Here is a 12,807-nt window from a genome sequence, read left to right on the forward strand (position 1 = left end):
GAAGCAGGGACCTTATTGTCACGCAACCAGTCGGAATTCGGGCAATCCTCTCACGATTCGGGTTCCTCCCATCACTTAATCGTCAACTGTGCGACGACATCATGAAGATTGCCTTTTATGCTCCCTTGAAGTCGCCTGCCCATCCGGTCCCGTCCGGCGACCGGCTGATGGCGCGCCAGATCATCGCAGTATTGAAGATGGCCGGGCATGAGGTCGAAGTCGCTTCCGAATTGCGCAGCTTCACGCCTACCCCGGAAGCCGGCCCACGCGCGGAGATCGCCAGGCAGGCGGAGAGCGAGATGGGCCGACTGCGGGAGCAATGGCGGGACAAGGCGGCACCCGATCTGTGGTTCACCTATCATCCCTATTACAAGACACCCGATCTCATCGGTCCACCCATAGCCAGCACGCTGGGCATTCCCTATGTGACGGCCGAGGCCTCCTACTCCCGCCGTCATGACGAGACCGGCTGGAGCGAGAACCAGCGCCTTATCGCCGATGCGGTAAGGCTTGCCGCCGTCAATCTGTGCTTTACCGAGCGGGACCGGCTTGGTTTGCTCGATGCGATCCCCGATGCCCGCTACGAGCGCTTCCTGCCCTTCATCGATACCGCACCCTTCGCCCGCTCCTCCTCCGATCCGCGACGGCTGATTACAGTGGCAATGCTACGGAAGGGCGACAAGTTTGACAGCTACGCGATGCTGGCGGGTGCGCTTGATCTTATCCGCGATCAGGATTGGATCCTGACCATCATTGGCGACGGGCCGATGCGGGCCGAGGCACGGTCGTTGTTTTCCACATTCGGTGAAAGCCGCATCATCTGGCGCGGGGAGCGTTCCACCCCAGAGATCGCGCAAGAACTGGCGGCCGCCGGCCTTTATGTCTGGCCCGGCTGCAACGAAGCCTATGGCCTCGCCTATCTGGAGGCGCAGGCGGCGGGCCTGCCCGTCATCGCGCAGGCAACGGCCGGCGTGCCGGAGGTCGTGATGACGGACAAGACAGGACTTCTAACACCAGAGGGCGATATCGAGGCCTATGCCAGTGCCATCGCTCGACTTTTGAACGACCAGAACCTGCGGCAGACCATGGCAAACGCAGCCTATGACTTCGTGCATCAGGAGCGCTCGCTGACCGCCGCAGCGCGGCGGTTGGAAACCATTCTTCGAAACCATTTGGGAGACACCTATTATGAGCGATAGAGCCGATTGGCAGCCCGTGCGTGACGAGCTGCGGCGATGGAGCGAGGCGGGACGGAAGGTAAAATTCTGGTTCCGCGACGACGACGCCATCGAGCCGACCCCTGCCCTCGACCGGCTTCTGTCGCTTGCCAATCGTTTCGACGTGCCGATGGCTCTGGCGATCATTCCGGGACCGACGGGCGAGGCACTGGCCGAACGTCTGACGCGGGAAAGCCACATCACCGCCGCGGTGCACGGCTGGACGCACCAAAACTATGCCCCTGACGAAACCAAGAAGCAGGAGCTCGGTCTGCATCGGCCGCAGTCGATCGTGCTCGACGAGCTGCACCGCGGCTTCGATAAGCTGAAGACCCTTTACCCACAACAGTTCGTGCCGCTGTTGGTCCCGCCGTGGAACCGGATCGATGATGCGCTGTTGCCACATCTCGCCCCCTTCGGCTATCGCGCCGTCTCCGTTTTCGGACTGGCAAAACAGGCCCCCATCGGCTTGATCAACACCCATATCGACATCATGAGATGGCACGGCGTACGTGGTGGTTTACCGCATGCTGAAGTAATCGGACGTCTCGTGGAAGAACTCCGGATCCGTTTCGACGGCCATGACGAACCGATCGGGGTGATGACGCACCATCTCGCCCATGACGATCTCGCCTGGAATTTCGTGGAGGCGCTGTTTGAGGAGACGGCCGACCATGCCGCCATCGAATGGCGGCCGGTCGGCGACTTCGTGCATTAGTCGTTGTGCTACGCGCCGAGTTCCTGGGCAAGCCCGATGAGAAGTCCTTCAGGTCCGCGGATATAGCAGAGGCGATACGCGTCGCTATACTGGACAACTTCGCCGACGAGCTGCGCGCCACGCGCGCGAAGCCTTTCAAGCGTGTCGTCGATGTCGTCCACGGCAAACATGACGCGGAGATAACCCAAAGCGTTAACCGGGGCGTTGCGATGATCCGCGACGACGGCCGGCGCAAGGAAACGGGAGAGCTCGAGCCGGCTGTGGCCGTCCGGCGTGCGCATCATGGCAATTTCGACGCGCTGATCGCCTAGGCCGGTGATACGCCCGGCCCACTCTCCTTCGATCGTCGCCTGCCCTTCGAGCTCGAGGCCGAGTTCGCGAAAAAAATCAATCGCCCCTGCCAGGTTTTCGACGACGATTCCGACATTGTCCATTCGCTTGACGGCCATCTCTTCAACCTCCCGAAAGCCGTTTCAGTCAAAGGGTTGTTACCCCGTGTAATAACGGACACTTCTAGCCAAACGGTGTCTCAGAGCTGCAGCGATTGCCCGTCAAAGGCGAAGAACGCTTCGGGGAAGCTCTTCTGCGCATCGCGCTGCATGTCGTCCAGTTCGCGATCCGTCCGGCCGGGCGCATGATGGAACATGGCAAGCCGCTTGGCACCGGCCTTCTTCGCGAGCTTGATGCCCTCCTGCCATGTAGAATGGCCAAAACCGAGATATTTCTGCATCTCCGTTTCGAGATAGGTCGCATCGTAGATGGCAAGGTCGGCATCCGCCATCAGCTCAAGCGCCGCCTCATCCAGTTTGCCCGCCACATGCTCGGTATCATAGACCATGGCGATCACTCGCCCCGACCATTCGATGCGATAGCCGATGCAGCCGCCGGGATGGTTCAGCCTCGTCGTATGAATGACGATGCCGGGATGCGGCTTCAACGTGTCGCCGGCGGCGAAATCGCGGAAATTCATCGTCGCCCGACAGATGTCGGGTTCGACAGGGAACCAAGGCGGCCGCATGAATTGGCCGATCAGCTGCCGCGTCGTCGTCTTGCCGGCCAGATGGCCCGACCAGAGATCGACGCTGACGCGCGGATCGTATATCGCGTTGAAGAAAGGCAGGCCGATGATGTGATCATAGTGGGAGTGGGTGAAGAAGAGATCGATGTTGCGGACCTCTTCCTTGGCAAGGGATGCCGCCGCTTCGCGCAAACCGGTCCCTGCGTCGAACAAGATATGCCTGCCGTCATGCCGTAACTCAATGCACGACGTGTTACCGCCGTACCGCTCAAATTCCGGTCCCGATACAGGGATGCTCCCCCGCACGCCCCAAAATTTCAGCTCAAAACTATCGTTGTTCATGGAAGTTTTTACACCATTCCCCTTTCGGTCAAAAAAAGCACACTTTTGCTATCGTGCGAAGCCAGCAATTTCTAAAAGTCGTGCAGTGGTAAAAACTGGATCTCATCGGTCAGCCGACACAGATCGTTGGGCGGATTGTCGCCAACGGATCGCACAGGCCTAATATAGGTATGAAATGGCAGAATAGATAAGAGGGGGGAATTTGCGTGTGGTCCCGATGGGCTAATCTATATTAGACCACAACGAGATGCGAACCTGTGCGAGAGACTGAGAAGATTTGGCCGAGACTTGCGCGCTTCTATCCTAGAGCGTGGCGGCCGAACGTGCCGCCTGTTCGTAATAACCGGACAATGCCCTCAGATGCGAGGCGATATCGGAGAGATCGTCTTGCGAAAGACCCGATACTTTCGTTGCCTCAACCAATAGCCGCTCGCGAATTTCGGTATAGCGCTTCAGCGCGTCCAGGCCCTTGTCGGTGACCCGTATCGTCTTTTCCTTGCCGGCCTTGCCGCTTTTGACGAGGCCTGCCGCCTCGAGCTTCTTGATGGCGTAATTGGCAACATGCGTGTCTTCAATATCGAGGACGAGGCAGAGATCGGCGAGCGTCTTCGGCCGGTCGCGATGCCGCACGGAATGGATGATCAGGATCTCGATCGGTGAAAGACCGGGCACGCCGGCCGCTGCCATGCAGCGCACTAGCCACCGATTGAAGGCATGGGAAAAGAGGATCGACCCGTATTCCAGCTCCGACAAGGCTGGCGAGCTGCCGCCGGCAAGATGGGCCGATGATACGATCAACTCGCGTCGTTTGCTCTTTTCCTCGGACGTCACCTGAAAACTCCTTCGAACCGGATTAAGGCCCGGCAGATTCGACGAGCCGGGCGATCAAGGCCGCTCGACCCGGCATCACATTGCTATTCGTCCCGTTTTCCGTAGCCGCCGCCGGTGGGAGTGACGACCGTAAAGGCTTCGCCGGCTTCGAGGACGGTATGGGCCGACCCGATCAGTTCCTCGATCTTGCCATCGTTGCGGCGGACATAGTTGCGGCCAGTCTGTCCGGCTTCGCCGCCCTTGATGCCGAAGGGCGCCACACGCCGATGGCCCGATAGGATCGCGAATTCCAGCTTCTCACGCGTGCGGATCGTGCGCTGCGTGCCGTTGCCGGAGTTCCATTTGCCGCGCCCGCCCGAATTCGGACGAATATGGAAATCCTCCAACACCACAGGGAACCGCGTCTCAAGGATTTCGGGATCCGTCAGACGCGAGTTGGTCATGTGCGTATGCACAGCATCGGCGCCGTTGAAGCCCGGTCCTGCCGGCGCGCCGGAGCAGATCGTCTCGTAATATTGATAGGCATCGTTGCCGAAGGTCAGATTGTTCATCGTGCCCTGGGCTGCGGCAAGCGCCTCGACCGCGCCGAACAGGCAGTTGGTCACGGCCTGACTGACCTCGACATTGCCGGCAACGACGGCAGCCGGATATTTCGGCGTCAGCATCGTGCCTTCGGGGATGATGATCCGGATCGGCCGGAGGCAGCCGGCATTCATCGGAATATCGGCCTCGACGAGCACACGGAAGACATAGAGGACGGCGGCGCGTGTGACGGGCTGCGGCGCATTGAAATTGTCGGGGCGCTGCGCGGATGTGCCGGTGAAATCGACCGTCGCCTCGCGCTTGTCCTTATCGATCGAAATCTTGACGACGATCTTGCAGCCCTGATCCATCTCATAGCTGAATTCGCCGTCCGACAGACGATCGAGGACACGCCGCACGCTTTCCGCCGCATTGTCCTGAACGTGACCCATATAGGCGTCGACGACATCTTCGCCGAAGAGTGCGATCATCTTCTTCAGCTCGGCGACACCCTTTTCATTGGCGGCAACCTGGGCCTTGAGGTCATTGATATTCTGCGCCAGCGTGCGCACGGGATAGCGGGCACCCGTCAGCAGCTTGGTAAGCTCCGCCTCACAGAACCGGCCCCGATCAAGCAGCTTGAAATTGTCGATATAGACGCCTTCTTCCTCGATATGGGTGGCAAGCGGCGACATCGATCCCGGTGAGATACCGCCGATATCGGCGTGATGGCCGCGGCTTGCAACCCAGAAGCGGATCTTCTGACCGGCATCATCGAAGACAGGGGTGCAGACGGTGAGGTCAGGCAGATGCGTCCCACCATTATAGGGTGCATTGATGAGGAAGACATCGCCCGGACGGATGACGGCGTTTTCGCGGATCGCGGTCGCGACGGATGCGTCCATTGAGCCGAGATGAACCGGCATATGCGGCGCATTCGCCACAAGATTGCCTTCCGCATCGAAGACGGCACAGGAGAAATCCAGCCGCTCCTTGATGTTGACCGAATAGGCCGTGTTCTGCAGCGTCATGCCCATCTGCTCTGCGATCGACATGAAGAGATTGTTGAAGATCTCCAGCATGACGGGATCAGCCTTGGTGCCGATGGCATTGCGCTCCGGCAGCGCCTTGATGCGCTTGAGGACGATATGATCCTTTGTGGTCAGCTGCGCCTGCCAGCCATCCTCGATGACGATCGTCTGGTTCGGCTCGATGATGATGGCCGGGCCGGTGACAGTCTGGCCCGGCTTGATTGCCTCACGCAGGACAACAGCCGCATCGTGACTTTCGCCGTTTGAGTAGAAGGCGGTGCGCCTTGCAGCTTGCGCCTCACCCTCGGCCGCCGCTTCAAGCTCGACTGCGATATCGGCAGCAGCACCGCCGATCGTTTCGATCTCGACGGCCTCCACGACTAGAGGCTTGTCCTCGGCAACGAAGCCGAAGCGGCGCTTGTGCAGCGTCTCGAACTGGCTGCGCAGCCGCGCGGGATCGTCGATTTCGGGGAAAGTCGTCTCGACCGCCAGCAAGGTATCGGTGCCGGCATAGCGGATATGGGCGCGCTGGACCGTCTTGATCTCAGCTGTGGCAACGCCCTGAGCTTCCAACTCGGGCACGCATTCGCCGCGCAATTCGCTACCGAGCGCTGCAATGGCGACGGGTGCGGCATCATCAAGCGAAATGCCGAGCGCCTTCTGGCGCGTTGTCCTGATATCGGCAAGGCCCATGCCATAGGCGGAGAGAAGGCCGGACATCGGATGCAGAAGGATGCTCTTCATGCCGAGCGCGTCGGCAACCAGGCAGGCATGCTGCCCGCCGGCGCCGCCGAAACAATTCAGCGCATAACGGGTCACGTCATAGCCGCGCTGCACCGAGATTTTCTTGATCGCCTCGACCATATTGGCAACCGCGATGCGGATAAAGCCGTCGGCGACGTCTTCCGGGCTGCGGCCATCGCCGATTTCGGCTGCGAGTGCGGCGAACTTTGCCCGCACAGTTTCGACATCGAGCGGCTGGTCCTGATTGGGTCCGAAGATGGAGGGGAAGAACTCAGGCAGCAGCTTGCCCGCCATGACATTGGCGTCGGTGACGGCCAGCGGGCCGCCATTGCGATAGCAGGCCGGCCCGGGAAAGGCGCCGGCCGAATCCGGGCCGACGCGGAAACGATCACCATCGAAATGCAGGATCGAGCCACCGCCGGCCGCGACGGTATGGATCAGCATCATCGGCGCACGCACGCGCACACCGGCCACCTCCGTCTCGAAGGCGCGTTCATATTCGCCGTCGAAATGCGCCACATCCGTGGAGGTGCCGCCCATGTCGAAGCCGATAACATTGGCAAAGCCCGCCTGCTCACCGGTCTTCGCAAGGCCGACAACGCCACCGGCGGGGCCTGAGAGAATGGCATCCTTGCCCTGGAACATGTCTGCCGCCGTCAGCCCGCCCGACGACATCATGAACATGACGCGCGCGCCGGTCCGCTCGACATCGAGCTCATCACAGACCTGGCGGATATAGCGTCCGAGAACCGGCGAGAGATAGGCATCAATGACAGCCGTATCGCCGCGGCCGACGAGCTTGATCAGCGGCGAAACCTCATGGCTGACCGAGACCTGCTCGAAGCCGATCGACCTTGCGATCCTTGCAACGGCAGCCTCGTGCGCCGGGAACTTGTAGGCATGCATGAAGACGATGGCGACGGAGCGATAACCTTTGGCGAGAAGGTCACGCAGCGCCATTTCGGCGGCCTTTTCGTCCAGAGCCAATTCGACGGTGCCGTTGGCAAGCACCCTCTCCTCGATCTCGACGACATCTTCATAGAGCGCTTCCGGCTTGACGATCTCGGTCGCGAAGATCTTCTTGCGTTCCTGGTAGCCGATGCGCAGCGCGTCACGGAAACCCTTTGTCGTTACCAGAGCAAGGCGCTCGCCTTTGCGCTCGAGCAGAGCATTGGTGGCGACCGTCGTGCCCATGCGGACCTCGCCGATTGCATCTTCGGGAACCGGCTCACCTTTGCCAAGACCAAGATGCAGGCGGATGCCGTGAACGGCTGCGTCGCGGTAAGCCTCGGGATTTTCAGAAAGGACTTTGCGGGCGTGGAGGATGCCAGATGGATCGCGCCCGACAACGTCGGTAAAGGTACCGCCGCGATCGATCCAGAAATCCCAACGACCCGAAATATTCTCCGACAAACCCGCCTCCAGCAGCACGACGCCAACAACGATAATAATATATCGATAAATCGTCAACGTTTTATCGTCAACATGAATCGCCGATAGTGGCGCGTTTCACCACCAGTATGTCGAGTCGGCCAAGAGGCAAGCGAGGGCAAAGTCGCGATCAGCCAGATCAGATACGCTGGCGGCGCAACCGTTCCCGGAGCGATGAACCGTCATGAAATGCAAGGGCGCAAGGCCGCTGTAAACGGCGCTAGTGCAGGCCACCAACGCCGAGCAGGCGTTCAACCGCGTGATGATCCGCGGCCAGCGCCTCGGGCGTCCCTTTCCAGGCCAGCCGGCCGCGCTCCAGAATAATGACATCGCTGGCAAAATCCAGCGCGCTCTGGATGCGCTGCTCGACCAGCAGGATTGTCATGTCGCCCGCCTTGGCGAGCTTGGCGAAGGCCGCCATCAACTCCTCGCAGATAACGGGCGCCAATCCCTCCAGCGGCTCGTCCAGTAGCAGGACGGTCGGCTTGCCGAGGATAGTGCGGGCCGTCGACAGCATCTGCTGCTCGCCGCCGGAAAGCTGGCCGCCGAGGTTTTTGCGGCGCTCCTGCAGGCGCGGGAACATGTCGTAGGCTTCCTGCAAGGCGCTCTTCGGCCGCCCTTTCAGCCCAACGGAGAGATTTTCCTCCACCGTCAGCGTCGGAAAGACGTCGCGTGTCTGCGGAACGTAGCCGAGACCCTGATGGGCGCGTCTGGCACTCGGCAGGGCGGCGATGTCGGCCGAACCCAGCCGGATGCGGCCGTCATAGCGCCGGGTCTGCCCGGCGAGCGTGGCCAGCAGCGTGCTCTTGCCCATGCCATTGCGGCCGAGCACGGCGAGCCGTCCGCCCGCCGGGACCGAAAAGGAGACACCTTCCAGCACCCGCGTCGGACCATAGCCGGCCGACAGGTTTTCCACTTCAAGCGGCGTGGCCGGCATTGGCGTAGCTCCCCAGATAGGCTTCACGCACACGCGCATCCTGCGTCACGTCTTTCGGCGACCCGTCGAATATGATCGTACCGGCCGCGAGCACCACGACGCGCTTGGCAAAACGGAAAACGAGGTCCATGTCATGTTCGATCATCAGCACGGCGAGATCGGCTGGCAGATCGGCCAGCGCCTGCTCGATGCGGCCGGTATCGCTCTGCGGCACGCCGGCGGCAGGCTCATCCAGCAGCAGCACCTTCGGCTTCAGCGCCATGGCAACGGCAATTTCCAATAGCCGCTGCTGGCCATAGGCAATCTCACTGACTTTGCGATGCGCAAGCGCGCTGAGGCCGAGCGTTCCGAGTAGTTCCTCCGTTTCGGCCATGACATCGCGCATGGAGAGGAAGTTACCGAACATGCGACCGGAGCGACCCGTCCGCTGCAGCACCGCCATACCGACATGCTCGGCCGGCGTCATATCCTGAAACAGCCGCGTCACCTGGAACGAGCGCACCAGCCCGCGTCGCACACGACCGATGGCATCGACCTTGTTGACGTTCTGACCGGCAATGCGGACTTCACCGGAATCCGCCTGCAGATTGCCTGTTACGAGATTGACGAAGCTGGTCTTGCCGGCGCCGTTCGGGCCAATGAGAGCGACGCGGTCGCCCGGCGCCATCGACAGGCTGACATTGTTCGTCACCGTCAGCCCGCCGAACGCCTTCTTCAGATTGCTGACTTCGAAAATAGCGCTCATGCCCGCGCCTCCCGGCGGCGGGCCACATAGGCAGCCGCCGTGCCGTAAATACCCTTGGGCGCGAAGAGAACGACGAGAATGAGAAGCCCGCCGACGATCGTCAGCCAATGGAAGGGGTTGGCGGCGGAGACATAATCCTCGAAGAGCATGAAGATCAGCGTGCCGACGAGCGCACCAAACAGCGATCCGGTGCCGCCGAGCACGAGCATGACCAGAGCCTCGGCCGATTGTGTGAAGGAGAGACTGTCGAGACCGACGACCTGCGTGGAGATCGCATTCAGCGCACCGCCGATGCCGGCAACAGCACCGGAAATGACATACATCTTGATGAGAGCTACTTTCGGCGAGGCACCCATGGCGCGGATGCGCAAGGGATCCTGCCGGATGCCGCGGCAGAGCATGCCGAAGGGCGAACGGACGAGAAAGCGCAAAAGTACGAGCACGATCAGCAGCAGTGCCACGCCATAGAAGTAGGCCGTATGCCCATAGAGATCGAATTCGAAAACACCGAACAGCGGATCAGCTGAAATACCCGACAGGCCGTCGCTGCCGCCTGTCCAGCTCGACGCCTTGTTGGCGAATTCGTGGAAGAGATAGATCAGCGCAATCGACAGCACGAGCTGCGGCAGGCCATGAGCTCTCAAAATGACAATGGAGCAAATCAGCCCGGCAGCCGCGCCACCGGCGATGCCGGCAAGCGTCATCAGCAAGGGATCGTTGATGCCGTAATGGGCTGACGCAATGCCGGCCGCATAGGCACCAGCACCGAACAATGCCGCATGGCCGAGAGTCGCCACGCCGCAATAGCCGGTGACGAGATCGAGCGAGAGAACGAGAAGCGCGATCGCGATCAGGCGCGTCAGGAGGGCAAGGTTGTCTGGAAACAGCAGGTAGCCGGCGGCAGCCAGCAGGGCGATGACCGCCACCGCGATGAAATCCTGTCCAAGTGTGCGATGTCTGGTCACGAGCGGAGCGGCCTCTCTTTCAAACGTCAAAGCCATGTTACTTCATTCTCCCGGCAAAGCCGCGCGGGAAGACGCAGACAATGGCAATGACGGCCAGATAGAAGAAGAATTCCCCATATTCGGGCATGAGATAGCGGCCGGTCGTATCGATGCAGCCAAGGATGAGACAGGCGAGCAATGCGCCGGAAATCGAGCCCGCACCGCCGACCGAGACGACGACGAGAAAGGTCACCATGTAGCGCAGGGCATAATAAGGTTCGACCGGCAGGAGCTCGGCACCCACCACGCCGCCGAAGGCGGCAAGCCCGACGGCAATGGCGAAGCTGACCGCATAGACGATTTCCGTCCTGACGCCGAGAGCAGCCGCCATCGCGGCATTATCGACGGAGGCACGCAGCTTCACGCCGAAGGAGGTCTTCTCGATCGTGTACCACAAGGCTAGGGCGACGATGAGGCCGCAGGTGATCGCGAAGATGCGATGGGTGCCGATGGTACGGAAGCCGAGATCGACCGAACCTTGGAGGCTGCCAGGCAGCGGTATGGTCTTCAGGGTGGGGCCGAAGACGTAATTGGCGATGCCGATGATGCAGAAGGTGATGCCGATCGTCATCAGCACCTGCGTCAATTCAGGCGCGCCATAGATGCGCCGATAAAGCAACCGTTCGATCGGGATGGAGATGATGACGGTGCCGACGACCGCCAGCAATACGGCCGCTCCATAGCCTAGACCAAGATCGCGCGTGGCATAGGAGGCGATATAGCCGCCGATCATGGCAAAGGCGCCGTGGGCAAGATTGACGACGCGCATCAGCCCCATGGTGACGGAAAGGCCGATGGAGATGACGAACAGCACCATGCCGTAAGCGAGGGCATCGACTGCTATGCTGAGCACGGTTTGCATTGATATGGCTGGTCCGGTTTGTGTGGCGCGGCCGCTGCCATCACACGCCTGAGGATGTCTACACTCAGGCGCATGAAGTTTTGGCGCAACTTACTTCGCAGCAGCAAGGCCGGGATCGCCCTGCTTCTCGAAGGTCTGGATTTCCTTGTTGTAGTACTTGCCGTCATCGCCCTTGGCGACTTCTCGCAGATAGATGTTCTGCATGATATGCCGGCTTTCGGGATCGATGGTGACGGGACCGCGCGGGCTGACCCAGGACAGGCCCTTCACGGCATCGACCGCCTTCTGCGCATCCTGCTTGCCGCCGGTCGCCTCGATCATCTTGTAGATGACATGCATCCCGTCGAAGGCACCCACGGCCGGGAAGGTCAGCTCGGCCGGATTGCCGATCGCCTTGTCGGCGGCGGCGACGAAAGCCTTGTTTTCGGGGGAGTCATGCGAAATCGCATAGTGGAAGGTCGTCTGCATGCCGAGCGCGGCATCGCCAAGCGCCGGCAGATCGGACTCCTGCGTGAGGTCGCCGGGCGCAAAGAGCTTGATGCCGGCAGACTTTAGGCCATTTTCATTGTATGCCTTAACGAAGCCGAGCGTCGTCGGCCCGGAGGGCAGGAAGGCGAAGACGCCCTGTGCGCCGGAATCCTTGATGCGCTGCATGATCGGGCTGAAGTCGTTGGTCGAGAGCGGCATGCGGATCGCCTGCACCACTTCGCCGCCCTGCTTTTCGAAGCCGGCCTTGAACGCGTTTTCGGCATCGACGCCCGGACCGTAGTCGCTGACAACGGAAATGACCTTTTTCACGCCGGCATCATAGGCAACCTTGGCGATCGGCGTTGAGGTCTGCCAGGTGGTAAAGGACGTGCGTACGACGAGCGGGCTCTTGGTGACGATGGCCGAAGTGGCAGCGTTGAAGATCACCATCGGCACATTGGCCTGTTTGAGGATCGGCGTCACGGCCATCGCATCCGGGGTAAAGTAGAAGCCGGCGAGATACTGGACCTTCTCCTTGACGACGAGCTCCTGGGCGAGCGACTTCGATTGGGCGGGATCGGCCGCAGGCAAGTCGCGGTAGATCACCTCCACCTCATCATTGCCAACCTTCTTGCCATTGACGGCCATATAGGCATCGATGCCCGCCTTGAAATTCTTGCCTTGCAGCGCGAACGGACCCGAAAACGGACCGATGACGCCGACCTTGATAGTATCGGCATAGGCAGCACCGCCAAGAGCAACGGCCGCAATGGCGGCCAAGACAAACCGTTTCATTTTCTCTCCTCCCGGCAGCCGTCTTTTTGAGCTGCCCTTGATCATTCAAATTCTGATCATCGCCAATTTCTCATGAGAAATGGTGATGTAAAATGAAATAAAACCTTGCTTCCATACCGATTCAGTTATGGATGGCGACGAA

At 60.6% G+C, this 12,807-nt stretch carries 11 protein-coding genes; 2 read left to right on the forward strand and 9 right to left on the reverse strand.

Annotated elements, in window-relative coordinates; translation table 11 throughout:
* Positions 1-101: 101 nt before the first annotated feature.
* Together AC13RC_RS14140 and AC13RC_RS14145 are read left to right on the forward strand one after the other, a co-directional pair.
* Positions 102-1,199, forward strand: a complete 1,098-nt coding sequence (locus tag AC13RC_RS14140) for a glycosyltransferase family 4 protein (RefSeq protein WP_488557495.1) — start codon at positions 102-104, stop codon at positions 1,197-1,199.
* Complete coding sequence (locus AC13RC_RS14145) at positions 1,189-1,935, forward strand: polysaccharide deacetylase family protein (protein ID WP_183808909.1); 747 nt, start codon at positions 1,189-1,191, stop codon at positions 1,933-1,935. The genes AC13RC_RS14140 and AC13RC_RS14145 overlap by 11 nt, the downstream gene beginning before the upstream one ends.
* A gap of 8 nt (positions 1,936-1,943) precedes the next feature.
* On the opposite strand, the gene AC13RC_RS14150 is transcribed toward AC13RC_RS14145, so the two are convergent.
* From AC13RC_RS14150 to AC13RC_RS14190, 9 genes are all read right to left on the reverse strand, one after another.
* A complete protein-coding gene (locus AC13RC_RS14150; protein ID WP_488557496.1) occupies positions 1,944-2,384 on the reverse strand; it encodes a VOC family protein in 441 nt (146 codons plus the stop codon).
* An 80-nt stretch (positions 2,385-2,464) separates the two neighbouring features.
* A complete protein-coding gene (locus AC13RC_RS14155; RefSeq protein ID WP_113389327.1) occupies positions 2,465-3,295 on the reverse strand; it encodes an MBL fold metallo-hydrolase in 831 nt (276 codons plus the stop codon).
* Positions 3,296-3,598: 303 nt separating this feature from the next.
* On the reverse strand, positions 3,599-4,126 hold the full coding sequence (locus AC13RC_RS14160; RefSeq protein ID WP_069610284.1) for a winged helix DNA-binding protein: 528 nt from the start codon (positions 4,124-4,126) through the stop codon (positions 3,599-3,601).
* 83 nt (positions 4,127-4,209) lie between these two features.
* Positions 4,210-7,836: a hydantoinase B/oxoprolinase family protein gene (locus AC13RC_RS14165; RefSeq protein ID WP_488557560.1), complete on the reverse strand. Its 3,627-nt coding sequence runs from the start codon at positions 7,834-7,836 to the stop codon at positions 4,210-4,212.
* Positions 7,837-8,074: 238 nt separating this feature from the next.
* The gene (locus tag AC13RC_RS14170) at positions 8,075-8,791 is read right to left on the reverse strand and encodes an ABC transporter ATP-binding protein (RefSeq protein ID WP_488557561.1); all 717 of its coding nucleotides are present in this window, start codon (positions 8,789-8,791) and stop codon (positions 8,075-8,077) included.
* Positions 8,772-9,536 (reverse strand): ABC transporter ATP-binding protein, encoded by a 765-nt coding sequence (locus tag AC13RC_RS14175; RefSeq protein WP_145318939.1) that lies wholly within the window; start codon positions 9,534-9,536, stop codon positions 8,772-8,774. The genes AC13RC_RS14170 and AC13RC_RS14175 overlap by 20 nt, the downstream gene beginning before the upstream one ends.
* Positions 9,533-10,537 (reverse strand): branched-chain amino acid ABC transporter permease, encoded by a 1,005-nt coding sequence (locus tag AC13RC_RS14180; protein ID WP_145318942.1) that lies wholly within the window; start codon positions 10,535-10,537, stop codon positions 9,533-9,535. The genes AC13RC_RS14175 and AC13RC_RS14180 overlap by 4 nt, the downstream gene beginning before the upstream one ends.
* Before the next feature lies 1 nt (position 10,538).
* The gene (locus tag AC13RC_RS14185; protein ID WP_069610279.1) at positions 10,539-11,402 is read right to left on the reverse strand and encodes a branched-chain amino acid ABC transporter permease; all 864 of its coding nucleotides are present in this window, start codon (positions 11,400-11,402) and stop codon (positions 10,539-10,541) included.
* 90 nt (positions 11,403-11,492) lie between these two features.
* Positions 11,493-12,665 (reverse strand): ABC transporter substrate-binding protein, encoded by a 1,173-nt coding sequence (locus AC13RC_RS14190; RefSeq protein ID WP_488557497.1) that lies wholly within the window; start codon positions 12,663-12,665, stop codon positions 11,493-11,495.
* Positions 12,666-12,807: the final 142 nt, after the last annotated feature.

Source organism: Martinezella sp. CNPSo 3890 (assembly GCF_057784455.1).